Source organism: Hyphomonas sp., assembly GCF_965284475.1.
GTDB lineage: Bacteria > Pseudomonadota > Alphaproteobacteria > Caulobacterales > Hyphomonadaceae > Hyphomonas.
The window spans coordinates 3,194,708-3,218,986 of sequence record NZ_OZ260087.1; the positions used below are offsets into that span (position 1 = coordinate 3,194,708).

Annotated in this window: 23 protein-coding genes; 5 read left to right on the plus strand and 18 right to left on the minus strand. The window is 57.7% G+C overall.

Annotated elements, in window-relative coordinates:
• Positions 1-9 precede the first annotated feature (9 nt).
• The 6 genes from ACQ66M_RS15460 to ACQ66M_RS15485 form a co-directional block, all read right to left on the minus strand.
• The gene (locus ACQ66M_RS15460) at positions 10-1,710 is read right to left on the minus strand and encodes a PQQ-dependent sugar dehydrogenase (protein WP_430404918.1); all 1,701 of its coding nucleotides are present in this window, start codon (positions 1,708-1,710) and stop codon (positions 10-12) included.
• A 120-nt stretch (positions 1,711-1,830) separates the two neighbouring features.
• Positions 1,831-3,264 carry an NAD(P)/FAD-dependent oxidoreductase gene (locus ACQ66M_RS15465; protein WP_430404920.1) on the minus strand — a complete coding sequence of 478 codons (1,434 nt, stop codon included), beginning with the start codon at positions 3,262-3,264 and terminating at the stop codon, positions 1,831-1,833.
• Positions 3,265-3,304: 40 nt separating this feature from the next.
• Positions 3,305-3,772 (minus strand): GtrA family protein, encoded by a 468-nt coding sequence (locus ACQ66M_RS15470; RefSeq protein WP_430404922.1) that lies wholly within the window; start codon positions 3,770-3,772, stop codon positions 3,305-3,307.
• A gap of 214 nt (positions 3,773-3,986) precedes the next feature.
• Entirely contained in the window at positions 3,987-5,288 is a 1,302-nt protein-coding gene (locus tag ACQ66M_RS15475; protein WP_430404924.1) for a glycosyltransferase, read from the minus strand.
• 14 nt (positions 5,289-5,302) lie between these two features.
• Positions 5,303-6,364, minus strand: coding sequence for a glycosyltransferase family 2 protein (locus ACQ66M_RS15480; protein WP_430404926.1), 1,062 nt, complete (start codon positions 6,362-6,364; stop codon positions 5,303-5,305).
• 154 nt (positions 6,365-6,518) lie between these two features.
• The gene (locus ACQ66M_RS15485) at positions 6,519-7,334 is read right to left on the minus strand and encodes an SDR family NAD(P)-dependent oxidoreductase (protein ID WP_430404928.1); all 816 of its coding nucleotides are present in this window, start codon (positions 7,332-7,334) and stop codon (positions 6,519-6,521) included.
• 182 nt (positions 7,335-7,516) lie between these two features.
• Between ACQ66M_RS15485 and rpsD the strand changes: the two genes are divergently transcribed.
• Positions 7,517-8,134, plus strand: coding sequence for a 30S ribosomal protein S4 (rpsD, locus tag ACQ66M_RS15490; RefSeq protein ID WP_350171989.1), 618 nt, complete (start codon positions 7,517-7,519; stop codon positions 8,132-8,134).
• 75 nt (positions 8,135-8,209) lie between these two features.
• Positions 8,210-9,037, plus strand: a complete 828-nt coding sequence (locus ACQ66M_RS15495) for a polyphosphate kinase 2 family protein (protein WP_430404930.1) — start codon at positions 8,210-8,212, stop codon at positions 9,035-9,037.
• On the opposite strand, the gene ACQ66M_RS15500 is transcribed toward ACQ66M_RS15495, so the two are convergent.
• The 3 genes from ACQ66M_RS15500 to rimO form a co-directional block, all read right to left on the minus strand.
• Positions 9,034-9,666, minus strand: coding sequence for a GIN domain-containing protein (locus ACQ66M_RS15500; protein ID WP_430404932.1), 633 nt, complete (start codon positions 9,664-9,666; stop codon positions 9,034-9,036). The two genes, ACQ66M_RS15495 and ACQ66M_RS15500, sit on opposite strands and share 4 nt — an antisense overlap.
• Before the next feature lie 19 nt (positions 9,667-9,685).
• Positions 9,686-10,615 (minus strand): GIN domain-containing protein, encoded by a 930-nt coding sequence (locus tag ACQ66M_RS15505; RefSeq protein ID WP_430404934.1) that lies wholly within the window; start codon positions 10,613-10,615, stop codon positions 9,686-9,688.
• A gap of 198 nt (positions 10,616-10,813) precedes the next feature.
• Positions 10,814-12,151 carry a 30S ribosomal protein S12 methylthiotransferase RimO gene (rimO, locus tag ACQ66M_RS15510; RefSeq protein WP_430404936.1) on the minus strand — a complete coding sequence of 446 codons (1,338 nt, stop codon included), beginning with the start codon at positions 12,149-12,151 and terminating at the stop codon, positions 10,814-10,816.
• A gap of 173 nt (positions 12,152-12,324) precedes the next feature.
• On the opposite strand from rimO, the gene ACQ66M_RS15515 reads away from it, so the two are divergent.
• Positions 12,325-12,591, plus strand: a complete 267-nt coding sequence (locus ACQ66M_RS15515) for a hypothetical protein (RefSeq protein WP_430404938.1) — start codon at positions 12,325-12,327, stop codon at positions 12,589-12,591.
• Here ACQ66M_RS15515 and ACQ66M_RS15520 read toward each other — a convergent pair.
• The 3 genes from ACQ66M_RS15520 to ACQ66M_RS15530 form a co-directional block, all read right to left on the minus strand.
• Positions 12,588-13,121 (minus strand): hypothetical protein, encoded by a 534-nt coding sequence (locus tag ACQ66M_RS15520; RefSeq protein WP_430404940.1) that lies wholly within the window; start codon positions 13,119-13,121, stop codon positions 12,588-12,590. The genes ACQ66M_RS15515 and ACQ66M_RS15520 overlap by 4 nt on opposite strands.
• 102 nt (positions 13,122-13,223) lie before the next feature.
• Positions 13,224-13,562, minus strand: coding sequence for a Grx4 family monothiol glutaredoxin (gene grxD, locus ACQ66M_RS15525; RefSeq protein ID WP_430404942.1), 339 nt, complete (start codon positions 13,560-13,562; stop codon positions 13,224-13,226).
• A gap of 87 nt (positions 13,563-13,649) precedes the next feature.
• Positions 13,650-15,515 (minus strand): M2 family metallopeptidase, encoded by a 1,866-nt coding sequence (locus tag ACQ66M_RS15530; RefSeq protein WP_430404944.1) that lies wholly within the window; start codon positions 15,513-15,515, stop codon positions 13,650-13,652.
• Positions 15,516-15,569: 54 nt separating this feature from the next.
• On the opposite strand from ACQ66M_RS15530, the gene ACQ66M_RS15535 reads away from it, so the two are divergent.
• Positions 15,570-16,166 (plus strand): DUF1993 domain-containing protein, encoded by a 597-nt coding sequence (locus tag ACQ66M_RS15535; RefSeq protein ID WP_430404946.1) that lies wholly within the window; start codon positions 15,570-15,572, stop codon positions 16,164-16,166.
• Here ACQ66M_RS15535 and ACQ66M_RS15540 read toward each other — a convergent pair.
• Entirely contained in the window at positions 16,163-16,399 is a 237-nt protein-coding gene (locus tag ACQ66M_RS15540; protein ID WP_350172009.1) for a BolA family transcriptional regulator, read from the minus strand. The genes ACQ66M_RS15535 and ACQ66M_RS15540 overlap by 4 nt on opposite strands.
• Before the next feature lie 80 nt (positions 16,400-16,479).
• On the opposite strand from ACQ66M_RS15540, the gene ACQ66M_RS15545 reads away from it, so the two are divergent.
• A complete protein-coding gene (locus ACQ66M_RS15545; protein ID WP_430404948.1) occupies positions 16,480-17,481 on the plus strand; it encodes a M28 family peptidase in 1,002 nt (333 codons plus the stop codon).
• On the opposite strand, the gene purL is transcribed toward ACQ66M_RS15545, so the two are convergent.
• From purL to purQ, 5 genes are read right to left on the minus strand one after another with little or no spacing between them, the layout of a single operon-like run.
• The gene (purL, locus tag ACQ66M_RS15550; RefSeq protein ID WP_430404950.1) at positions 17,478-19,748 is read right to left on the minus strand and encodes a phosphoribosylformylglycinamidine synthase subunit PurL; all 2,271 of its coding nucleotides are present in this window, start codon (positions 19,746-19,748) and stop codon (positions 17,478-17,480) included. The two genes, ACQ66M_RS15545 and purL, sit on opposite strands and share 4 nt — an antisense overlap.
• Before the next feature lie 47 nt (positions 19,749-19,795).
• Positions 19,796-20,980 (minus strand): DUF3089 domain-containing protein, encoded by a 1,185-nt coding sequence (locus ACQ66M_RS15555; protein ID WP_430404952.1) that lies wholly within the window; start codon positions 20,978-20,980, stop codon positions 19,796-19,798.
• 44 nt (positions 20,981-21,024) lie between these two features.
• A complete protein-coding gene (locus ACQ66M_RS15560; RefSeq protein WP_430404954.1) occupies positions 21,025-22,035 on the minus strand; it encodes an adenosine deaminase in 1,011 nt (336 codons plus the stop codon).
• Entirely contained in the window at positions 22,028-23,500 is a 1,473-nt protein-coding gene (locus ACQ66M_RS15565) for a sulfotransferase (RefSeq protein ID WP_430404956.1), read from the minus strand. The genes ACQ66M_RS15560 and ACQ66M_RS15565 overlap by 8 nt, the downstream gene beginning before the upstream one ends.
• 45 nt (positions 23,501-23,545) lie before the next feature.
• Entirely contained in the window at positions 23,546-24,214 is a 669-nt protein-coding gene (gene purQ / locus ACQ66M_RS15570) for a phosphoribosylformylglycinamidine synthase subunit PurQ (RefSeq protein ID WP_350172020.1), read from the minus strand.
• Positions 24,215-24,279: the final 65 nt, after the last annotated feature.

Consider the following 24,279-nt stretch of genomic DNA (forward strand, 5'->3'; position numbering starts at 1 on the left):
TGTCTGCCCTCAGAATTGTTGGTCGAGGTGCTCCAGATAGTCTACCAGCGCCTCGGTCACGCGTGGATCCTCAATACTTGCGGGCGGCATATAGCTGTCAGCAAATCCATCTGGATCATTCAGGAAGGCGATAAGGTTTTTACGGTCCCACCGGCCATCCTTGTTGCTGAGGCCATCCGAGTAGCCCTCAAATCCGGTTGCTGCGATCTGGTCATTGAATATCTGGCTGAGGCCTGGCGCCTTCTCATTGTCGTCCACCTGGAAGGAGTGACATTCCACGCAGCGGTCCATGACCGTATCGAGGTCAGACTTGACGCGGCGTGGGAGATTGCTTGTTTCAAGCCACTCCTGGAAGCGCTGGCCTTCGTCTACTCTTTGCATGGCGGAGAGAAAGATCAACTCGGAGTTATCGGTCCATAGAGCGATACGACCATCGGTATGCTGATGAACATATCGGATACGCGAACCTATTGGGATGCGCTCGGAATAGACTGCCTCATGTCCTTCCATGCGGACCCGGTGAAGTGCTTGATCGGAAAGAGATGAGACCAGGATATCTCCGTCCCAGCTTTCATCAAAACCTTTGACAAGGGTCATGCCGGAGACGGCAACAGAAGGCACCCATGAGAAGATGGGCGGTTGGAACTGGGTGTGACGACCATAGGAAAGCGAGTCGGGAATGCGTGTTCCGCGATACGTTGTGCCATAGCTTTCCAGTGGCCACCCATAGTTAAGTCCATCCTGGATGAGGTTCAGCTCATCTCCGCCGCGCGGTCCATGCTCCGCAATCAGAACAGTGTCGTCGGGCAGGGCCGCAATACCCTGCGCATTGCGATGACCAAGTGACAGGATGCGGCCTTCGCCGGTTTCCACATCCACGATAATGGTCTTGCCATACATGGCGTCAGGATCCTGAGCGATACCCGGACCCACCGAGCGCATGCCATCAAGGTGGAAGTCGCCGCTCTGAAAGATGATGGTCGCAGGCGCGCGGAAGACCATGCGGCCTCCGGCCATATGGCCCTCCATTGCCAAATGTTCCTGTTTGAAGGGCATGCACGGTTCCGTGCGGAAAAACACGTCCCAATCATCGGCTGAAGCGCTGATTTCGTCTACACTTCTGACGCCTTCTGGTAGGGCTAGCCTGGCCAGAGTGTTCGTGTAGCAGGCACCTTCAGGATGATATTCGGTATACGACGAAATAAGCGCAGGCCCCGATGGGGAGTCAATGTACATAAGGTCATTGTAGCGCAAATACCCGCGATGGAAGGTGTACTGCGAGAATGCAGGATCATCACTCAGGGCCTGGTATGCCTCCCGATTGTTGTCCGGAGCCGCAATCGCCGTTTCACGCGCAGCACCGTTGCCGGAGGATGCGTAAATTTTACCATTATAGGCCAGAACCAGGACGTCCTCACCGAGGGAGGTCAGGCCGCCCCCATTCTGGCTGAGGGGGTTTTGTTCCTGGCTGTTCCGGCCTGTATCAACGACTGAGACAGTTGATTGCAAACGCACCAGCGCAGAATTGTAGATCGTTGATTCCAAGGGCGGTGTCGGTCCGCCCCTGAAGAACATGTAGTCGAGCTTGTTGGTTACCTTGGCAAACAGGGGGTAGGCAGGGCCGACTTCGCGTTCGCCTGACACAAAGCCGAGGAAAAAGATGAATCCAATCGCCCCCGCAAGGATGGCGCCGGCTCCGGAAAGCTGCATCCATACAGGCCGTCTGCAAATCCATGCCCAGCTTGACACCAGCCAGTCTGGAATTCTCAAACGTCTTTCAGAGCCCGGATTTTGTTTCATGACCGTATTCTCACTCGATGACTTCGGCGGCTATTTTGATGTGTTTACGGCCAGCGTCTCAGGGGCTGGCTTGCGGCCGGAAGCGGGCATGGTTAAAGGCGGCACTGTCGGGGTGCTCACTTTGGTCGTGCCCGAAGCCAGGCTGTCCAACAGCATGTTCGCCATGCGGTTTCCGTCCCGGATCGCGTAATTCGTGCCGCGATCCATCGGGTAGATCTGGCTGAAATTGCACATGAATACGCCTGGGCATGGTGTTTCGTGAGGTACCAGTTTGTTTTCCTCAAACCCGATATCGACAATATGCTGGGCGTTACGCATGCGGAACAAGCCAGCATCGATGATCAGGCTGGGGTCGAAATCGGGAAACATCTTCTTCAGTTCCGCGTACCACAGGGCTTTTAGCTCTTCCTCGGGCATCGACATGTATTTGTGCTCAGGGGGGACATAGTCGCCAATATAATAGATGTGGTTGCCGTCAAAATCCTCAGTGCCGATCAGGGCTGTGAAGGACAGGAACACAACGAAGGGCGAGTTCGGGGTGTTGATATTGTGCCAGTAATAGTCGGTGATCTTCTGCGGGGTGCAAAAGGACAGCACGGCAGCGTCGAGATAATCCACCGATCGTATCTTCTGGAAATAGGTCGGGTCTGTGCTTTCATAGTCGGCGATCATCTTTGCGAGGACATTGGACGGAACAGTCGTCAATACACGGTCAAATGCCTGTTCCTCGCCACCCCTCATGGTGACCACAACCTTGCCGCTTGTTTCGTCATGATGAATCTTGTCGATGAAGCTGTTGAAGCGGACATCTGTGCCGGCAGCGCGCACCGGGGCTTCGAGAGCGTCGATGACGGTCTTGAAGCCGCCATCGAAATACCCCAGCGCTTCCCCGCCTAGCTTGGAATCACGGGAGTCCACGCGCTGCAGGACGCGGCCCCAAAGCCATGACATTGTTACCTTGTCATAATAGCGGTCGAATTTTCCGCGGAGCAGGGGTTCCCAGATAACATCAGTCACCGCTCGGCCAGCATATTTTCGCAGCCATTCCAGTGCGGTGATTTTCGATAATTTGCGCCAGTTGCGTTCTCGCTGGAGCCATAAAACAGTCAAGCCCGCCCGTATGCGGTCGATGAAGCTGATAGGCGTGAACCTGATGAGGTCTATTGGGCTCTCCATCGGGTAGAGCCGATCTCCATAATAGGTCGATACTGAGGACTTGTGATAAGTAAGTTTATCGTTCAGCCCCAGCTCGTCGACCATAGCGAGGATGAACTCGTCGGTTTTGTAGAGGAAGTGGTATGCCTGCTCCATGCGGTAGCCAGCCAATTCGTACCCCGCCGCGAGCCCACCCAGACGGTCACTGGCTTCGAAAAGAACCACATCAACGTCCTCCTTCGCCAGTTGATAAGCTGCGGTGAGGCCGGTTAGGCCACCGCCGATAATCCCGATGCGAGGCTTGGTCATTCTACTGCTTCCCTGGAAGTTCGGTGCCTGGCTGGCGTGCCTAGGCCGGTGAATCTTGAGTTTTTCGGAACGTGATCTTGGAATTGAGGATGTATTGGATGAAGAAGACAACGGGCAGTGAAACAATCTTGCCTAAATTTGCGCCAACAGCTTCATTCGTGAACAATTGCTGCACGGAAACAATCACGGCAAAACCAGCGACATAGCCGATGGTACAGACGATACAAAAGGCGACGAAGCGTTTGAGCGCATGGTCGCTGGTCTTGAAATTATGCCGCGCATTTACGACAAAGCTGAATACGACGGCTGTCGGTACTGACACCGAATGGGCAACAAGCTCTGACGTACCAACCCCATTGTAGAGGACAAAGAAGAGGATGAGGTCGATGGCGCTGGCCATGCCGCCGATGATCAAGTATTTGAGCAAGTGATGGTGGCGCGTATACAACTCGCGCAGTTTTTCAATCAGGCCGTCATTGGTGCCTTGATCTGGTTCTTGATTAGACACTCTGGTCAACTCCTGCCATCACACTGAATACTAATATTTGCCTTCGACCCCACAGTCAGACCCCACGCGCCTTCAGGCTTTACCGTTGAGCCATGCCAGGCTGTATCACAACCAATTTCATTGAGGACAAATCCGTTCGGGTAAATCCCGGTCGCGGATTCGGGCCCCTTGCGACCAAATTCTTGCAATCCTCATGCCAGTCAGGGGGGAAGATTCAGGCTTGAACTCTCCTGCGACGCTGAAAGAAAACACCAGGATATTTAGTCCGTCCCCAGACAAAGGCATTGGTGGCGACGTAATTCCAAACGACTGTAATTAATGCGCCTGCGACGGCTGGAATGAGAACCGAGACGGTTGGGTAATCCTGGTGCAGGAAACTGGCCACCCCGACATTCCCCAATATTCCCACTGAGCAGAGTGCGACAAATATCAGGAAGCCAGCATAGAATTTGGCGCCTTTAAGTCTGCGATCCGAATAGGTTACCAGGTTGTTGGCTGTATAATTGAAGGCCATGGCGACAAAGGTCGCGACAAGCTGGGCACTCACAAAGGGGTCCGAGTTCTCGCCACCGAAAAGGGCCAGCATCGGAAAGAGGACAGCCAGGTGCACCAAGATGCCAATCGAGTTGATGAAGGCGAATGATAAAAACCTAGCCGGGAGAGGCAGGACTGAACTGATCTTCTTCTCAATAAAGAACAGGAAGAATTCATACATCACGCGATTATCCAGCTTGGACTCCCCATGCTGGCGTTCGCGGAACTTGAAAGGCACTTCCATCACGCGTGGTCGAGGGTTTGCAGAAACAATCAAATCCATCATCACCTTGAAGCCGAGCTCTGAGAGGTCTGGTAGCGCGCGCCTCACAACATCCCTGCGGACGACGAAGAAACCTGTCAGGGGGTCCGTCATGTCCAGTTTGAAGATGAGATTGGAGAGCTTGATACCATTGTTTGAAATCGCAACCCGCTTGGCAGAAGACAATCCGTCAGCGCCATCTTCACGCAGGAAACGGCTCGCTGAGACCAGGTCTGCTTCGCCATTGCGAACCTTGTGGTACATGTCCGGCAAGACGCTTTCGTCATGCTGAAGGTCGCCGTCCATGACGGCAACAATATTCGCCGATGCCGCTAAAGCCCCTTCGATGACCGCAGAGGCAAGGCCCCGTCGATTATGACGGGAAATGAGCCGGACCCGATGGTTCGTGCGCGCGATAAAGCGAACGACATCTGCAGTTCCATCGGGAGAGGAATCGTCGACAAATATCAGCTCCCAGGAGATGCCCTTTAGCGTGCCATCTAGCCGATGGACCATCTCGGAGATGTTCTTGCTCTCATTATATGTCGGTACGACAACTGTGAGTTCAATCTCAGTGCCGATCTGTTCCCGTGCCATTAAAATTCCCACACCCCCTGCGCTGGTGAACTGCTTGGGCACGCTTTCTGCAGCTATCCCTGAGCAGGGCAATAACCTGCGCCAATCCACCACCTTTAATGATTTTATAGACTTTTCGCGCAAGAAAAAGGGATCAGTCAGATATTTCCGCCATTCGATCGCAAAACAGTGGCCGGAGCCTCCTGGCACCCAACCTGTTCGTTTGATTCGGCCAACATTGCTTCGATGGCCTGGCGCTTGGGGGTGCTCTTTCCTGAATGCGGGATTGTGTCGCGTCCGAGAGCATGCCGGCAGAGGCGCAGGACAAGGGCCATTGTCACTTCCGGGGGAGCCGCAAATGTGCGAACTGCACCTCGGAAATCCCGCTTTTTAGTCATTTCGATCAAGCGCACCCATGCCCATTGCTTGTGAGCGAGTGCCTTGTGCGCGCTAATGGCCTGGCGTTCATCACGACTGAGGTGGCGTTTGCGCAGCAGAGCGATATCCGTGTCGACGATGGGGCGAAGCTCTGTTGACGTGTACGCCTTGGACAGGGAATTTGGATAGTCGACTGAGAAATAGCCGCACGGATCAATCAGGCCGAATCTGGCATTTGCCGACAAGGCCCTTGCATAAAGATCATAATCCTCAGCCAGGCGCATGCTTTCATCGTAGGCAATACCATGCGTTTTCAGAAACCCGACACGCATCAGTGGCTTGAGGTATCCGAGTTCGCGTCGACTGCCTGTGTTTTTGCCGATATTCTCTCGGACAAATCGGGCGAGGTCTATTCTGATGCACCCTATCGGATCGTCTGACCATAACCGTGTGCCCGTGATGGGTGAAGGCGCGTCAGCCACCCTGATGAGATCGTCGGCCACAATGTCGAGGCTCTCAGCCCTTGCGACCTGTAGCATGCGACGGATCCGGTCCGGGTGCATGTAGTCGTCGGCATCGAGGATGGCGATCCAAGGTGTTTCAGCGGCCGCGATAGCCCTGTTTCGTGCAGCGGACGGTCCTTGATTGCGAGGCTGTTGGAGCACGCAAAGGCGTGAATTCTCCCGCGCCAACGCCTGCAACTTTTGAACGGTATCGTCGCGCGACCCATCATCCACGGTAATTACGTTAACAGGGACTGTTTGAGCGAGCGCGCTTTGGACGGCCGCCTCAATCGTGGCAGAGCTGTTATAGCTTGGAATAATGACGGTCGTTTCGGTCAAATCGACGGCTTTCTTACGCGGAATGGAAGCGCTTTTGAGTGCTGGATTTCTGCAAGAGTCGCGCCGGGTTCCCAAGCATGGCGGGAAATCTTGATCCCGGGCGACCAAACACAGAAATTGCGATGATTTTTCCGCCTAGATCAGCTAAACTGGTTCAGCTCGCTGTCATGGCGCCATCGACGACAAGTTCCTGCCCACTGATGTAACTGGAAGAGTCGCTGGCAAGAAAGACAACAAGATCAGCGACTTCCTCGGGGCGGCCGGCACGCCCCATCGGGGCGCCCTGTGCGATGACATCCGCGTTGAGCGAATTTGCACCTGATGGCCCTGACAGCCCCGCAATCTGTTCGGCGGACATGGTTTCGGTCATGCGCGAGATCGATTTGTGCCAGATTGGTGTATCGATAATGCCCGGATGGACCGAGTTGACGCGGATTGGCAGACCAAGCTGGCCGCACTCGACTGCAGCGGCCTTGGAGAAAAGCCGAACACCACCCTTGCTCGCGCAATAGGCGCTGACGCCTGATGCGCCGCGTAATCCAGCGATGGATGAGAGATTGATGATTGAACCACCAGCGACCTTCATGGCTCTCATCGCCGCGCGTGTGCCCAGGAAGACGCTGTCCATGTTAATTGCCATTTGTTTCTGCCAGTCTGCGAGACTGAACTCCATTATCGCGCCGCCAATCGCAACGCCTGCATTGTTCACCATGACGGACGGGACGCCCAACTCGGCTTCACACAATGTCATTATCTCGTCCCAACGAGCTTCATCGGTCACGTCATGATGCGCTGATAGGGCCTTCCCCCCATCTTTCTCAATGATTGCAACAGTTTCGGCGGCGCCTGCATCGTCGATATCGGTCACGAGAACTGCGACCCCTTCGTGAGCCAGACCTACACAGCAGGCCCGGCCGATACCGCTGGCGCCACCCGTAACGATGGCTGTCCGTCCCTTCAGGTTCTTCATTGTCTTCCTCCCGCACTTTTTGAATGTTTTATGCGCCAGCACTAGCAGGCGGACGGCTTGACGCGCCAGTCAATTTGGTGTTTTACCCGCCGCTTATCTACGGGCTGGTGCGGAGCCGCCGTTGAAATCGTGGGTGCGAATTAGCGCCGCCCACCGGCCCGCGTCAAAAATGAGGTACTACCATGTCACGTCGCCACAGCGCGAAGTACAAGATCGACCGTCGCGTCGGTGAAAACATCTGGGGTCGCCCCAAGTCTCCCGTCAACAAGCGTAACTACAAGCCAGGGCAGCACGGCCAGAACCGCCGCAGCAAGGTCTCGGACTTTGGTATGCAGCTCATGGCGAAGCAGAAGCTCAAGGGCTATTACGGCGACATTACTGAGAAGCAGTTTTCGCGCGTGTACGTTGAGGCGAGCCGGATGAAGGGCAACGCTGCAGAAAACCTGATCGGCCTGCTTGAATCGCGCCTTGAGGCGTTCGTTTATCGCGCCAAGTTCGTGCCGACGATCTTTGCTGCCCGCCAGTTCGTCAATCACGGGCACGTCACGGTCAATGGTCGCCGTTGCAACATTGGCTCGGCTCGGCTCAAGCCGGGGGATGTGGTCCAGGTGCGTGAAAAGTCGCGTAACATTGCGCTCGTGCTTGAAGCCCTTGGCAGCCCTGAGCGCGACTTGCCCGATTATATCGATGTCGATCCGAAGGCGATGTCGGCGACTTACACCCGCGTCCCTGGCCTGGCCGAAGTGCCTTATCCGGTACAGATGGAACCCGCACAGGTAGTCGAGTTCTACTCCTCATAAGATACTTGTTTTTCTTGAAGTTTTGGAAAGGCCGCGCCAGACTGGCGCGGCCTTTTGCATTCCGGAGACGAATTCATGAGCATACCCAGTATCACGGCGACCCGACGCGCTCTCGTGGCAGCACCTGGCAAACCGTTCGAGCTTGCAGCGCGGGACTCCCGCGATCGGTCCCTGTTTGACGACAAGGAGACGGCGGAAACCAGCCTTAAAAAAGACGCTGCGGTGATCAATGAGTTGAAGGACCGGATGTACGCCGAGGGCAAAAGATCCCTTCTGGTTGTCCTTCAGGGCATGGATACAGCCGGCAAGTCGGGCACGATCAAGGGCGTTTTTTCTGATACGACGCCATTGGGCATGGAGGTGAAGGCGTTCAAGGCGCCGAGTTCGAATGAGCTGGCCCGAGACTATCTCTGGCGCGTACACAATGCGGTGCCCGCCAAAGGGCATATCGGCATCTTTGATCGGTCTCACTATGAAGACGTTCTGGTCGTGAAAGTTCGAGAGTTTGCGCCAGCAGATGCGATCGAACAGCGTTATGGACAAATCAACGCTTTCGAGAAGCATCTCACCGAGAACGGCGTCACAATTGTCAAATGCATGCTCAACCTGGGATATGAAGAGCAGGGCGTCCGCCTGGCCGAGCGCCTGGAAGAGCCGCACAAGCAGTGGAAGTTCAATCCTGCGGATCTTGAAGACCGCAAGCGGTGGCCCGAATTCATGTCGGCCTATGAGACGGCGGTCAATCGCTGCTCCACCCGGCATGCGCCCTGGTACGTGATCCCGTCCGATAGTCGTACGCGGCGAAACGCCATGATCGCGCGACTTGTGCGTGGCGCGCTGGAGGACATGAAACTCGAATGGCCCGGCTCGAAATACAAGCCGGGCGACTTCGACATAGGTTAGTGGAACGTCGTCGAACCGCCTGATATTGAGCGATTGTTCTCACGGGTTTCAGGGGCGCCATAGATGTCGACGCTGCCGCCGCTCGATGTGTGGCTCTTTGCTTGTTCAGAGGCGTAGGCCCTGACTGACCCTCCACTCGACGCTTTTGCGGCGACCTTCTGGCAGCTGACACTTTTTGCCGAAGCGTTCCCACCTGAGTTCGCCTCGATCTTGAGCGATCCACATTTGCCGTCGGCCTTGATGTTGGCGCCACTGGAAGCGTCGAGTACCAGGATTTCGGAATCGATTCCCGAGGCGCGGATACTGGATCCTGAGCTGGCCTCTATCTCATTCAGCTGTGGCGATGTTATGCGCACTTTTGCGCGGACACGGTCGCGCCAGCCTGACGTCGCCTTTTGTGAAATATAGAGGCGGGAGCTATCTTGGCGAAGTTTCATGTCGTCCGGGCCGCCGTGCTTGAAGTCGATGACGACCGCATAATCTGGCCCCGTTTCATAAGTGACGTCGACGCCTGCCGAGATGTCGAGGGCGTCGAAACCTGTAAAGTCATAGGCTTTGGACGTATCGGCGATAGCGGCGCCGGGTATGAAAAGGGAGAAGCAAATCGCTGCCAGGAGGGTCTTGTACATGGAATTGGTCCTTCAGGAATTAGCCGTTGATCTCAATGTTGCCGCCACTGGACTCGCTGATGTCGCGCGATGGCGGATTTCCGGAAATTTCAATATCGCCCCCGCTCGAGGCGCGCGCTTCGACACCCTCTTCAAGGAAAGCCGAAATGTCGGCGCCGCTGCTCGCCTGGACCATGCCCGTTGCGCAAGGCAGGTCGTGGGCTTCGACGTCGGCACTGGATGATGCGGCAATGTCGAGGCTCTCACAGCTTCCCGACACCTCAACGTCGGCGCTCGATGATGCTTGGACCGACACCTTGCTCGCGTCAAAGGCTGTGACAACCACATCAGCGCTCGAGGAAGCCTCAACATCGAGTGTGCCATTGCGGACAAGGGCGTGTGCGTCAGCGCTCGATGAGACGTCCAGTTTCAGGCTTTCAGCTTCGAACTCTGATGCATCGAGATCGCCGCTTGATGATGCACGCAACGAAACCTGTGCAGCCTGACCTGCGAGGACGAGGTCAGAGCTGGATGACACTGCGCCACTAAATGTCTGACTGTTGATGCCGGATGCCTTGATGGATGACGAGTTGGATACAGAGGCTTCGGTCAGCAATGGTGCGGTGACGCGAATGGTATAGGTAGGCACTTGCTTTCCGTTCACCTTGACCACTTTCTCGCCATCCTTGTGGCGGACCGAGATATTGCGAGCCCACCCGGCCTTTTCGCGGAGACTTTTGCGGCCGATCTCGAGCTTCGCACCATCTTGGCCAATATAGATGTCGGTGAAATCTCCGTCGTCCTGATCGACGGTGATCGAGGCCGTTTCGCCGGTTTCGAATATGACGTCGATCACGCCACTGACATCCAAGCCAGTGAAGTCGCCGGCGGGGTATGTCTTTGTCTCGGCATTTGCGAGTGGTGCCAGCAACACAGCCAGGGCGAGCAGGGGAAGTGTCGTGCGGGTCATGTGATGTCTCCCAAGTGATTTCAGGCGACTATGATATATCGAAATACGATATGTCAACATATTGTTTTTCAATAAGTCTATTTTTCCGTGAAATCAGGGACTTTCACTACAAAGAAGCGTGCGCTCGGGGATGTGGGCTCGCGAAGACGTGGGCCTTTGGCCGGATTCGACTGCGCGGACGCTCACAAACCTGTTCTGCTAGGCAGGTTCTGCATAGAGATCGTACGCGTCGGCATCGGTGATGTGCGCGCTTATGATGTCGCCGGGCTTCAGGTGGGCCGCGTTCGCGAGATAGACCACCGCGTCCACTTCTGGTGCGTCGGCCTTGGTGCGCGCCAACATTTCACCCGCCTCGTCACCTGGACCATCAATGATCACGTCCTGCGTCGTGCCGACCTGGGCCGTGGCGCGGGCAGCGCTCACTTCGGCCTGGGCCTGCATGAAGCGGTGCCAGCGGTCTTCCTTGACGTCCTCCACGATATGGCCGGGCAGGTCGCGACTGTCAGCGTGGGCGACATTTTCATACTTGAAGCAGCCGGCCCGATCGATCTTTGCTTCACGAACAAAATCGAGCAGGATCTGGAAGTCTTCCTCGGTCTCGCCCGGAAAGCCGACGATGAACGTGGACCGGATGGCAAGGTCAGGCACATCACGGCGCCATTGCTGGATGCGCTCAAGAACACGGTCCTGTTTTGCGGGGCGCTTCATGGCTTTCAGGACGTTGGCCGAGGCGTGCTGGAAGGGGATATCCAGATAGGGGGTAATCAGGCCCTCGGCCATGAGGGGTATGACCTGATCGACATGGGGGTAGGGGTAAACGTAATGCATTCGGGTCCAGACCCCGAGACTGCCCAGCCCCCTGGCGAGATCCAGGAAGCGCGTTTCGTATTCAGTTCCGCGCCAGTTCTCCGGTTTGTAGCGAACATCCAGTCCATAGGCTGACGTGTCCTGGCTGATGACCAGCAATTCTTTCACGCCTGACCGCACGAGTTGTTCGGCTTCTGTCAGGACGTGGTGGATCGGGCGGGATGCAAGGTCGCCGCGCAGCTTGGGGATGATGCAGAAGCTGCAGCGGTTGTTACATCCTTCCGATATTTTCAGGTAGGCGTAGTGGCGGGGCGTGAGACGCAAGCCAGCCTCTGGCACGAGGTCCAGATGGGCATTGTGGGGTGGCGTGAGGTGGGTGTGCACTGCGGCCATAACGTCTTCGTACTGGTGGGGGCCGGTAATGGCGAGCACCTTGGGGTGCGCTCGCTCGATCACGTCGGGTTCGGCACCGAGGCATCCGGTGACAATGACCTTGCCGTTCGCCTCGATAGCTTCGCCAATGGCTTCGAGGCTTTCATCCCGAGCGCTGTCCAGGAAGCCGCAGGTATTGACCAGGACAAGGTCTGCGCCAGCATAATCTGGAGCGATCTGGTAGCCTTCTGCGCGCAGGCGCGTGATGATACGCTCTGAATCGACGAGTGCCTTCGGGCATCCGAGAGAAACGATGCCGACTTTTGGCGCGCGGGTGCTGGGTGAGGTCAGTGTCATGGCGCGCGCTTTACCACATCGGGAGGCGTTTGCGAGCCGATTGTCTCAGCGGACCGGTCAGACATCGTCGTAAACCGGCGGTTAAGCGGATGGACGGATTTTCCAGATTACATTTTCGTGAACGCAAACACGTTTGGCATAGACTGCGTCTCGGAGGCGAGGCGGAGGTTTCAATGGCAATGCTGGATGCGGGCATCCTTTACTGGCTGGCCTCAGGCGTCGGGCTTTTCCTGATCGGGTACGTGCTGCTGCGTTGGCGTAAGTCTGCGCGGGCCTGCTACCCGATGCCGTTCCGCCGTCGCAAGGGCTATCTGGCTGGTCTGCTTTTTGGTCTTACAGTCATGCTGCTGCCACTGAGCCTGCGGCCGGATAATTGTGCCGGATGCGCGCTGGCGGCGGCCCCGTCCACGATTGCCAGCCTGATCGGTTACACACTCTAGCCGCGGTCCAGACGGTTCAGAAGGCGCTGATGCAGGCGGTCCTGTAGCAATTGGGCAGGATCGCGGTCCGCTTCCGGCTTGCTGAGCGACAAGACTGCCGGGGACGGGTTGGCTGCGTTGTACGTCAGCGCAAGCGGTGGCTTGTTCGTCGCAGCAAGGACCGGGGCTGACTGGCGCACATGTGCCGGGTTTTCGGAGGACACCAAACGCAGCGCGCCCTGCCTCCCCACTTCGGCCGTTGACGCGGCGCGGGCTTCCTGAATATCGAACAAGGCCGTCAGTACGTCATGGCTGTTGAGTATCGCATCCCGAACAATAACCGTAATGGCGGCTTGGCCCGGAACCGTATGGATGAACTGAACCTTCATCTCGTGACGCTGACGGGGGAAATAGCGATATATGCCCCCGGTTTGCCCATTGAACTCGACAGTCAGCGAATGAACGTCCGACACGTTCCGCATGAGAAGCGTCCACGGCTCACCTGCAACACACTGATTGTCTATGAAAAACTCGAATCCCTGTCCGACCACGTCACATTCTCCTGATGCGTGTCCCATTCATAGAGGCGTGAAAAAGATGGGAAACAGGTCAGGCAGTTACGCGTTATGTGCAGATTGTTCGCTTGATCGAGATCAGGCTGCTTCGACTTCGACGCCTTTTTCCAGGAAAAAGTCGCGCAGTTCGCCGCTTTCAAACATCTCCTTGACGATGTCGCAGCCGCCGACGAATTCGCCCTTCACGTAGAGCTGCGGGATCGTTGGCCATTGCGAATAGGCCTTGATGCCTTCGCGTACGCCAGCATCTTCAAGAACGTTCGTGGAGACATATTCGACGCCAAGATAGTCAAGGACCTGTACGACAACCGAGGAGAAACCGCACTGTGGGAACGTGGGCGTGCCCTTCATGAACAGGACGATATCGTTCGATGTGACGACCTTCTCAATGGCGTCGTGGGTGGTTTGATCTGTCATGGCAGGTTCCTGAATGTTGATTAGACGCTGATGTGTGGTGCGCGGCCGCCCTCGTCAAGCGGACCGCCGCGCACAACAGTATCGAGCCTATTCTGAGGCCTCTCTGTCCCAGCCACATGACTGACCGGCATTTTCCTCTTTGAGATAAACCATCAGCGGGTCGAAATACTCAACGATTGCACTGCCATCCATCTCGCGGGTGCCGGTGAAGGATTCCAAGGCATCCGGCCAGGGTTTGGACGCACCCATTTCCATCATCGCGTTGAAGCGCTCTCCGACTTCCTTGTTGTCATAGATCGAGCAGCGGTGAAGCGGGCCTTCCCAGCCAGCCTGTTCGCAGGCCGCTTTATGGAACTGGAACTGCATCACAAAGGACAGGAAGTAGCGCAGGTACGGCGTGTTGCCCGGAATGTGGTACTTCGCGCCCGGATCAAATGCGTCAGCTGGCCGTTCGCCTGGCGGTATGATCCCCTGCAATTCGAGGCGCTTGGCCCACCAGGCATCATTGTAGTCTTCAGGCGCGGTTTCGCCGGAGAGAACATCCCAGCGCCATCCATCGACGGTCAGCGCGAAAGGAAGGAAGGCGACCTTTGTGAGGGCCGTGTTGAGCAGAAGCGCAGTGTCGGCCTCGGCTGGCGGCATCTCGCTCTCATCGATCAGCCCGATCTGCTTGAGGTATTCCGGCGTGATGGAGAGGCCGACAAAGTCGCCTATGGCTTCATGGAAACCATCATGGGCGCCGTCCTTGTAGAGCAGGTCCTGATCCTTGTAGGCGCGCTGGTAAAAATTGTGCCCAAGCTCGTGATGGACCGTATCGAAATCCTCTTTGTTGACTTCGGTGCACATCTTGATGCGCACGTCTTCCTTATTGTCGAGATCCCAGGCTGAGGCGTGGCAGATGACTTCACGGTCAGCCGGTCGAGTGATCATCGAGCGCTCCCAGAAAGTCTGGGGCAGTGGGGCCAGGCCCAGCGACGTGAAGAAGGCTTCACCGGTCTTGACCATCTTGATCGGGTCATACCCTTTTTCGACAAGGCGCGCGGTGAGGTTGTAGCTGGGGCCGGGCGTGTCCGTCTTGACGACGTCGTAAATGCCCGACCAGTCCTGAGCCCACATGTTGCCAAGAAGGTCGGCACGAATGGGGCCGGTCTTTGGCTGGACGTCGTCGCCATACTGCGCGTTCAGCTTGGTGCGCGCGTAGCAGTGGAGTTCGTCGTAAAGAGGCTCAACCTGCCCCCACAGGCGGTCGACTTCCGCTTCCATCTCTTCCGGCGGCATGTCGTAATTTGACAGCCACATCTGGTCGAGGCTGGTATAGCCGAGCTCTCGCGCGCCTTCATTGGCGATCTCCACCATGCGGGCATAATCATCCTTCATGGCCGGTGAGACGGTGCGCCAGCCTTCCCAGACCGCTTTGAGCTCTTCAGGATCACGTGACGTTTCGATAATGGTCGACAATTCGTCGAGCGTGAGGTCCTTCCCCTTGTAATTGAATGTACCGGTGCCGTAGGCGGCATCCAGGCCAGTTGTGATATTGGACAATTCTTCCGCGGCGCCTTCGGTAGACGGGGCAGGGATGGTGATACCCGCGCGCAGGCGCGTGAACTTGCGGGCAAGGTCTGGCGGCAAGTCGTCGATATTGAACGTCTTGGACTCATTGGCGAGTGAAACGGCCAGCTTGGTTGCGCGCGCGCCAACTTCTGCCGCTGCCGCATTCGTCTCGTCAGTGATGTTTGTGGCCTGGTTCCAGAATACCAGGCTGGCCTCGTCCGACATGTCCGACAATTCCGATTCGGCGCGGGCCATGAACGCCTTTGCGTCTGCAATTGTCGTGTCCTCGGCGACGGTTTCAGTGGCAACCGGCGTTGTTTCTGCGATAGTTTCTTTGGGTGCCGCACAGCTAGCGACGGCAATTGTTAGCGCAATGGCGCTGGTTGCGAGTGAAAAACGCATGGTGAAATGGGACTCCCTTGGTGAGATTTGCCCCGAAGTGACAGGATAGACGCAATGCCGTCAATCGTGACAGCGGACAAAATAATGATTGTTTCTTTCAGCGTTCAGGCTGTAATGACTACTCAGCAAATGGAGCCGCAACCAATGACCGATACATTGTCCTATGTTCTCAAAACGTCCGTCAATCAGATACTCGGCGCGACCAGAAGCACGCTCAGGAAGGGTGAAGAGCACGCCCGTACCCTTGGTGTCGAAGATTCGGTCATGCTGGCGGCACGCCTTTACCCGGACATGCTTCCGCTAAGCCGTCAGGTGCAGATTGCATGTGACAATGCCGCCCGAGGTGCAGCCCGTCTTGCCGGTCTCGACATGCCGGTCTTTCCCGACACCGAAACGACCTTTCAGGAACTGATGTCGCGGTGTGAGGCGGCCCTGGCATTTGTCAATTCAACCGACGATGCCAGCATCAACGCGAACGAACGCGAAACCCTGCAGATTCCACTGGGTCCGCAGACCGTGCCGATGCAGGGACGTCAGTACCTCACCTCGTTCGTGCTGGCGAACGTGCTGTTTCATGCGACGATGACCTATGGCTTGTTGCGCCACCAGGGCGTGGTCCTGGGCAAGCGGGACTTCTTGGTTCCTGGCTAGGCGTCAGGTGCCTTTGTCTTGAGGGCGAGGGCGTGCAGTTCGCCGCCCATCGTGCCCTTTAGCGCCGCGTAGACCAGCTGGTGCTGTTTCACTCGGGACATGCCGGCAAAGTGCGGGCTGATTATCTCGGCCTGCCAGTGATTATCATCCCCTGCGAGATCGGTGAGTGTGATCTCGGCGTCCGGAAAGGCGTCGGTCAGGTAGCCGAGCAAGGTGTCGCGGGTCATGGCCATGGCAGTGTGTCCTCGATTCAGTTAGGCACATGGATGCAGGTCCTGATGGGGTCAAGGTGGCTAGCGGAGTAGATTCAGCGATGAATGGCAGGAAAGCGTGGGGCCTGGCGGCCATTCTGGGGGTCGCAGGGCTGCTGATCGGCGGGGTTCTGCTGTCGCTGGACCGGGATGAGACTGCGCCGGGTCTGGTGCGATACAATGCGCAATACATCGACGCAGGGGCCATGCTGCGCCTGACTGAAACATTGTCCAGCGATGCGCTGGAAGGACGGGCGACGGGCACGCGCGGCAACCAGGCGGCACGGGATTTCGTGCAGAAGCGGTTCGAGACGCTGAGCCTGAGGCAATTTGGCGAGACTTATGTCCAGCCATTCGCTGTGATTTCCAGTGACGACGGCGAGGCGCCGATTTCCGGCGCGAATGTCGTCGGCTGGATCGCCGGGCAAACACCGGGCGAGGGACCCGCCATCGTCATAACGGCGCACTATGACCATCTCGGTGTTGTCGATGGCGCGGTTTATAATGGTGCAGATGACAATGCGTCCGGGACGGCTGCCCTGATTGCTGTCGCCGAATACTTCACGCGGCATGCGCCCAGGCATGACATCATCTTCGCTGCATTTGACGCCGAAGAGATTGGCCATCTCGGGTCGCGCAACCTGGTCCGGTCTCCGCCCGTGCCGCTGGAGCGGATTGCCCTGAACATTAATTACGACATGGTCAGCCGGTCAGCAGCCGGAGAGCTCTATGTGGCGGGCACGTTCCACACGCCCGGTCTGAAGCCGCTCGTCGAATTGGTCGCTACAGATGCGCCGGTCAGGATATTGATGGGGCATGACGACCCGGCACTGGGACAGGCTGATGACTGGACCCTGCTGTCTGACCATGCGGCGTTTCATGAGGCAGGAATCCCGTTTCTCTACTTCGGCGTCGAAGACCATCCGGGCTACCATCAACCGACGGATGACTATTCAGACATCACACCGGATTTCTTCGCACGTGCGGGCGATGCACTGGTCATCGCGGCGATGGCGGCTGACGATGATCTGGAGTCTATCGCCGAGATGAGGCGCGCCGACTAGTCGACTTTGTTCATGTAGGTTGGCAACCAGCCTTCATGCGCTTCGCGGAGCCGGGAGAGGGGGAGATTGACCTCGTGACCGTCAGACGTGATTCCGCTGAGGGCTTCACCTTCGAATTTTGCAAAGGCAAAATAGTCGAGGCCTGCCTCTGTGGCTCTGGGGGCAAGGGCGCTAAGTGCGTCATCGCTCATTGCTACCAGGTATCGCGCCTGGTCTTCGCCAAACAATTCCAGGGAGCCGTGTGCGCCGCCGTGCAGAGTGAATTTGACGCCGATGCCGCACGCAAGTGCCATCTCCGCAGCGGCACATGCAATGCCGCCATCGCTGACGTCATGCACCGCGTTCGCGAGACCGTCATGGATCAGTTGACGAACAAATGCGGCGTTCTGGATTTCGGATTCGAGATCGACAGGCGGTGGCGCACCAAGGGCTTCACCCTTCAGGCCAAGCCATTCGCGTGCATAGAGGCTCGCGCCGATATGGCCTTTGGTTTCGCCGATCAGGATGAGCACGTCACCGGGCTGTGCGCCTTTCAGCGTGGCGATCTTGCTGACATCCTCGATCAGGCCGACGCCGCCGACGACGGGTGTTGGCGGGATCGCGACACCGTCGGTCTCATTGTAAAGCGAGACGTTTCCTGAAACGACCGGGAAGTCGAGCACGCGGCAGGCTTCGGCCATGCCTTCTATGGCTTTGACAATATATCCCATCGTCGCGGGCTTTTCCGGGTTGCCGAAATTGAGGTTGTCGGTGATGGCAACAGGAGTTGCGCCAACGGATGAGAGATTGCGGTAGGCTTCCGCAACGGCCTGCTTGCCTCCCTCATACGGGTCAGCGGCAACGTAGTGCGGGTTGCAGTCCGAACAGATGGCGAGCGCCTTGTTCGTACCATGGATGCGTACGATCGCGGCGTTGCCCATGCTCTGCGAACTTTCGACTGTGTCGTTCATCACGTGGCGGTCATACTGTTCCCAGATCCAGCGCTTCGAGGCCATGTCGGGACAAGACATCAGCTTCAGCAGCACTTCACCATAGTCATTCGGCTCGGGGAATTTGGAGATGTCGAGCGGCGCGCGTTTTGGCGGCTCGACCCAGGGCCGGTCATAGTTGGGCGCATCTTCAGCAAGAGGGGCAACCGGAATGTCGCAAACGACCTCGCCGAATTGCTTGAGCACAAGGTGACCGGTGTCGGTTGTCTCGCCGATAACTTCGGCCGAGAGGTCATACTTGTCGAAAATCGCCTTCGCCATGTCGATCTTGTCCGGGTAGAGTACCATGAGCATGCGTTCCTGGCTCTCGGACAGCATGATCTCGTAGGCGGTCATGCCCTCTTCGCGCTGCGGCACTTTATCGAGGTCCATGACCACGCCGACACCTTCGCCATTCTCGCCGCCACTGGCCGCCATTTCGACCGATGATGATGTCAGGCCCGCCGCGCCCATATCCTGGATGGCCTGAATTGCGTCAGTCGCCATCAGCTCGAGGCAGGCTTCGATGAGCAGTTTTTCAGTGAACGGGTCGCCGACCTGAACTGTCGGGCGTTTTTCCTCATCGCCTTCGGAGAACTCGGCTGATGCCATGGTCGCGCCGTGAATGCCGTCGCGGCCGGTCTTGGACCCGACATAGAAGATCGGGTTTCCGGGCGTGGCGCCGCGTGCGTAGAAAATCTTGTCCTGGTCGGCGAGGCCGACAGCCATCGCGTTGACGAGGATGTTGCCATTGTAGCCGGCGTCAAACTGGGTTTCGCCGGCAACCGTTGGCACGCCGACGCAATTGCCGTAGCCGCCAATGCCAGCGACGACCCCCTGAACGAGACTGCGTGTCTTCGAATGGCTCGGGTCCCCGAAGCGAAGGGCGTTCACCAGTGCAATGGGCCGCGCGCCCATGGTGAACACGTCGCGCAGGATGCCGCCAACGCCTGTTGCCGCGCCTTGGTATGGCTCGATATAGGACGGGTGGTTGTGGCTCTCCATCTTGAAGATGGCGGCCTGGCCGTCCCCTATGTCGATTACGCCGGCATTCTCGCCCGGTCCCTGGATCACACGGGCATTCTTGGTTGGGAATTTCGACAAGTGTCGCCGTGACGACTTATAGGAGCAATGCTCGGACCACATGACCGAATAGATGCCGAGTTCGACAAGGTTTGGGTTGCGCTCAAGGCGGGTGACGAGGCGTTCCCACTCATCGGCCTTGATGCCGTGCTCAAGACCTTGGGTCTCGTCCTGGGTGGCTGTCAGGTGGGCGAGTATCGCAGATGTATCAGGCATGCGGGCGCTTTAGACGCAAAGCGCGCGAGTCGCCAGCCTGATTGTGCTCACTCGGCGTTTTGGGTGTCCAGCCATGCGCGTCCTTGAACTTTAGCCAATCCGACAAGGTTTCCCATCGCCAGGTTCATGTCGACAAGATGCAGGCCCCAGTCCGACACGACTTCTCCATTGACGATAAGGTCGCCGGGTATGTCGTCTGCGCGGGGATCGGCAGGATCGGCATGAACCGTAACGGCCAGCCAGTCATGCGTCTCGTTGGATAGACATTCGGCTGTCAGGAGGCCAGGCAGTGTCACGAAGGGCGTGTCGACGGCGACGCCATAATCATTCGGTGCCAACCGTCCGAGGCTCTGGCGGGGCATGATGGCTTTCAGGTTGCCGTCATCACCGCTGAGGCTGGCGGGATTGGTGCAGACAGCGCGCTTGCCGTTCTGGGTCTTGCCGAACCAGGAGTTGGACGGGGGCGGCACGGCCTCACGAAAGCTTTCAAAGCTGACCAGGCACTCGGTTTGCGCGCCGTCTGTGCAGACGGGCAAGCCTGCCGCCAGGCCTGTGGCCGGATCAATACCGGTTCCATACCCGATCGCATGCACGGCGATGAGCTTTTCCCTTGCAGGCGACGCGAGGATGTCTTTCTCGAGCATTTCGTAGATCATGCCGGCGCCTTGTGAGTGGCCGACAAGGACGACGCCGCGGCCATCATTTTCTGTCGCGAGATAGGCATTCCAGCTGTCGATCACGTCTGCATAGCGCATCGCATCGTCCGCGGCTGTCTGGCCGGTAGTCATCTGGTTGCGCAGTTCGAGTAATGTGGTTTGCCGGTACATGGGCGCGAAAAGCCGGCACGCCTCACCGTACCGGGCAAACTGGTTGGCAACGACGTTCAACTCTTCCGGCCCAGCAACCATGTCGCTATTGGGCGTGACGTCAAAAGACACGGTCGGGTAGATGTAGAAACAATCGAATGCAGGCCCAGCCGCTGGTTCAAAGGGTATGAGTTGGGTCGAGCCGTCTGCTGAAATCTCTGTCGCCGTGAGGTCGACAGAGCAGGCATCGTCGGGCTTGTCAGGGTGGCATAGCCAGTTGGCCATCTCAGCATAGTCATTTCCCGCGCTTGCCGAGGATTCCGTTTCAGGTGCGGCAGGCACAGGCGCGTCCACCACGGGAGAGCCACCCTGGCTGCATGCCGTCATCGCGATCATGGCCGCGCCAATCATCAGTTTCTTGAGCATGTCAGACTTCCTTGGATGCGATTATGGGACGGGTCGGAAACGTGTCAGATTCCCAGGACCGTGTCGATTTCTGCCAGATGGCGGGCCTTGTCGGCGTCACTCATGAATGCGGCGGTGAAGCTGTTGCGGGCGAGTTGGATGATCTGATCATCGGACAGGTCCAGCGCGTCCGCCACTTCCCGGTAGTTTTGGTTCACATAGCCGCCGAAATAGGCCGGATCATCCGAATTCACCGTAACCAGTAGCCCGGCTTCGAGCTGGGCCTTGACCGGGCTGTCGCGCAAGTCGTCGATGACACAGAGCGAGAGATTGGAGAGAGGACAATTGGTCAGAGGCGTCTGTGTGTCCTGAAGCACTTTCAGCAGGCCTGCATCTTCCATCGAGCGATTGCCATGATCGATGCGGTCCGCGCCGATATCGACAAGGGCTTCCCGGACATATTCTGGCGGGCCTTCTTCGCCCGCGTGGAGGCATAGATTGAATCCCAGTTCCCGGCATTTCGCGAACAGGCGCGCAAACTTGGACGGCGGGTGACCGATTTCAGAGCTATCGAGGCCAACCCCGATGAAGCGGGAGTGATAGGGGCTCGATTCCTCAAGCAGCGCGAAGCCGTCCTCCTCGCTGAGATGTCGGAGAAAGCTCATGATCAGATGAGACGTAATACCGAGCCGGGCTTCGCCATCGGCCAAAGCCTCGAGAATGCCGTCGGCAACGGTCGAGAAGGCAACGCCGCGTTCTGTATGGGCTTGAGGATCGAAGAATATCTCGACATGCCGGACATTCTCTGCCGCGACCCGTTCAAGATACGCCCAGGTGAGGTCGTAGAAGTCCTGCTTGTGCTGCAAGACCGCCATGCCCTGATAATAGATGTCGAGAAACTCCTGAAGGTTCGAGAACGCATAGGCCGCTCTGGCCTCGTCCAACGTCTTGAAAGGGACGGATATCCCGTTTCGCTTGGCGATCATCATCATGAGCTCGGGCTCGAAGCTGCCCTCAATGTGGAGATGAAGCTCGGCCTTGGGCAATTTTGCGATCAGTGCGGCGCGGTCAGTCATTCAGAGCCTCCAGAAGTGGTTCAAGGTGGGGTTCATAATTGCGCCAGCGCCCCGATGAGCGCTGGTAAAGCGGTTCGCGAACTTGCCAGACACTGGCGGTCTTAACGGGCGCCGGGCTGGTCTGAAAGTCTAGGCATGCCGCCTCGAATGAAAGGCCGAGGAACGTCGTCACGTTGCGAATGGCGGTTTCCGGATTGCGGACAAGCGTGTCGTACTCGACGTCGAGCATCCTGTCGCCTGCGATGGTTTTCCAGTGGGCCATCAGGCGCTGGTACGCGCGGTAGTGATGGCCGAGATCGGCTAGGTCGAGTGCGTGCGGCTGGTCGTGGCTGAGGTGCAGGAAGTAGTTGGACAGGCAGGTGTCACGTGGATCACGAACGGTGTGCAGTATCCTGGCATTGGGAAACAGGCGAAGGATGAGCCCAATATGGTAGAAATTGTCGGGGCGTTTGTCGGTCACGATCCCGAATGAACCAGGAAAACGGAGCATAACGCCTTCCAGGTAGGCGTCGCGCAAGGCCGAGGCCTTGTCAGCGGCAAGCGATGCCAGGCTGGCGGGATAAGGGCTCAGATCACGCGCAGCGATGGTGCCAAGCAGGGGTAGCTCGCCCCCTGTTGTGATTGCGCTATGCGCCGACAGGATCTGTTCGAGCAGGGTTGAGCCAGAGCGAAACTGTCCAAGAATGAAGACCGGCGAAATCGCGGTCGCGCTGTCGGCAGCCGCACTCGCAGGTGGTGGTAAGGAAATCAGTGAGTCCACAAGCTCATCCTGACGAGCCCGATTGTATCCGGGCATTCGCGGATGACGCGAGGCGAGACTTGCCGCATTGGCGTGTCTGTACGCGTCAAAAGCCATATCGAATTCGCCAGCCTGGTCGAACAGCCGGCCCAGCGCAAACCCGAGGCTGGCGCGATGGTCTGCGGGCAAGTCGTTACGCGCGAGCGTTGATTTCAGCCTTTCGACAAGTTCGTCACCTGGCGATGTGACCACTGTCAGGTTTGCTAGCCGGGCAAGTGGCTCGGCCGCATCTGGCGCCTGGTCCAGCAGGGTCCGGTATTCTGCCGCCGCAGCCTCGCGGTCGCCAAGGTCTTCCAGCGTGTTGGATAGATTGAACCGCGCCTCCGCATACAGGGGATTGATCGCGAGCGCGGCGCGGTAGGCCTGTTCGGCGTTAGCCGGGTCCAGCAAATCGTCAGCGTAGATGACACCCTTGTTGAGCAGCACTTCCTCCGGCCTTGAAATCAACAGCGAGAGTGCGCGGTCATAGGCCTCAAGGGCGCCGATCGGATCGCCCGCCCGCCGGAGGAGCCAGCCGAGATTGTACCAGCTGTCAGGCAGCCCGGGCACCTCGGCGAGTACGGCGCGATAGGCGGTGACGGCCTCGGCTACCTTGCCGGCCTGCCGAAGCGCCGAGGCCTGCGCCAGACGCTGGGCGACGTGAGGTGGGAGCGGTGGATGCTTCATCTTGCTAGTCGTCATAACGGTGGCAGCAAGGTGTGGCCAGCAGGGTCAGGCGGCGTTCACGAGGCTTACAAACACGCCGAGGCCATCCATGCCACCTTCATTGCCACCCACGGCTCGCTCAGGATGCGGCATCATGCCGAGAACGCGCCCGTTTTCGCTGAGTATGCCGGCAATGTCTCGTGCGGCGCCGTTTGGATTCTCACCCTGGGCATAGCGGAAGGTCACGCGGCCTTCGCCTTCGAGCCGGTCGAGCGTTGCCGGGTCGGCGTAATAGTTGCCATCATGGTGGGCGATCGGGAAGGTCACCATGTCACGACCGCTATAGGCGCTTGTGAAAGCGGTGTTCGCGCTTTCTATCGTCAGGCGCTGCGGTTTGCAGACGAAGTGAAGCGACGCATTGCGCATCAAGGCGCCCGGCAGGAGGCCTGTCTCGCAGAGGATCTGGAAGCCATTGCAAACGCCGAGCACATAGCCGCCGCGTTTGGCGTGGGCGGTCAGCTGCTCAATAACGGGCGAGTTACCAGCAATCGCGCCGCACCTCAGATAGTCTCCGTAAGAAAAGCCGCCCGGAACCATGACCAGATCGGCATCATCGGGAATAGTGCCGTCCTTATGCCAAACCATGACAGGTGCCTTGCCAGTAACTTTGGCGAGGGCATCTTGAGCGTCCCGGTCGCAATTGGAACCGGGAAATACGACGACGGCGGTTTTCATGCGGGTCCTTTAGCAGGGAGTCGCGACGAATGGGAACTGATATTCACCGTCGATCGTGACAGGAT

Excerpts from the sequence above, each read along its gene's own strand:
- ACQ66M_RS15460 (WP_430404918.1), bottom strand. The coding sequence starts at position 1,710 with ATGCAGCTTTCCGGAGCCGGCGCCATCCTTGCGGGGGCGATTGGATTC.
- ACQ66M_RS15465 (WP_430404920.1), bottom strand. The coding sequence starts at position 3,264 with ATGACCAAGCCTCGCATCGGGATTATCGGCGGTGGCCTAACCGGCCTC.
- ACQ66M_RS15485 (WP_430404928.1), bottom strand. The coding sequence starts at position 7,334 with ATGAAGAACCTGAAGGGACGGACAGCCATCGTTACGGGTGGCGCCAGC.
- rpsD (WP_350171989.1), top strand. The coding sequence starts at position 7,517 with ATGTCACGTCGCCACAGCGCGAAGTACAAGATCGACCGTCGCGTCGGT.
- ACQ66M_RS15495 (WP_430404930.1), top strand. The coding sequence starts at position 8,210 with ATGAGCATACCCAGTATCACGGCGACCCGACGCGCTCTCGTGGCAGCA.
- ACQ66M_RS15500 (WP_430404932.1), bottom strand. The coding sequence starts at position 9,666 with ATGTACAAGACCCTCCTGGCAGCGATTTGCTTCTCCCTTTTCATACCC.
- ACQ66M_RS15505 (WP_430404934.1), bottom strand. The coding sequence starts at position 10,615 with ATGACCCGCACGACACTTCCCCTGCTCGCCCTGGCTGTGTTGCTGGCA.
- rimO (WP_430404936.1), bottom strand. The coding sequence starts at position 12,151 with ATGACACTGACCTCACCCAGCACCCGCGCGCCAAAAGTCGGCATCGTT.
- ACQ66M_RS15515 (WP_430404938.1), top strand. The coding sequence starts at position 12,325 with ATGGCAATGCTGGATGCGGGCATCCTTTACTGGCTGGCCTCAGGCGTC.
- grxD (WP_430404942.1), bottom strand. The coding sequence starts at position 13,562 with ATGACAGATCAAACCACCCACGACGCCATTGAGAAGGTCGTCACATCG.
- ACQ66M_RS15530 (WP_430404944.1), bottom strand. The coding sequence starts at position 15,515 with ATGCGTTTTTCACTCGCAACCAGCGCCATTGCGCTAACAATTGCCGTC.
- ACQ66M_RS15535 (WP_430404946.1), top strand. The coding sequence starts at position 15,570 with ATGCCGTCAATCGTGACAGCGGACAAAATAATGATTGTTTCTTTCAGC.
- ACQ66M_RS15540 (WP_350172009.1), bottom strand. The coding sequence starts at position 16,399 with ATGGCCATGACCCGCGACACCTTGCTCGGCTACCTGACCGACGCCTTT.
- ACQ66M_RS15545 (WP_430404948.1), top strand. The coding sequence starts at position 16,480 with ATGAATGGCAGGAAAGCGTGGGGCCTGGCGGCCATTCTGGGGGTCGCA.
- purL (WP_430404950.1), bottom strand. The coding sequence starts at position 19,748 with ATGCCTGATACATCTGCGATACTCGCCCACCTGACAGCCACCCAGGAC.
- ACQ66M_RS15555 (WP_430404952.1), bottom strand. The coding sequence starts at position 20,980 with ATGCTCAAGAAACTGATGATTGGCGCGGCCATGATCGCGATGACGGCA.
- ACQ66M_RS15560 (WP_430404954.1), bottom strand. The coding sequence starts at position 22,035 with ATGACTGACCGCGCCGCACTGATCGCAAAATTGCCCAAGGCCGAGCTT.
- ACQ66M_RS15565 (WP_430404956.1), bottom strand. The coding sequence starts at position 23,500 with ATGAAGCATCCACCGCTCCCACCTCACGTCGCCCAGCGTCTGGCGCAG.
- purQ (WP_350172020.1), bottom strand. The coding sequence starts at position 24,214 with ATGAAAACCGCCGTCGTCGTATTTCCCGGTTCCAATTGCGACCGGGAC.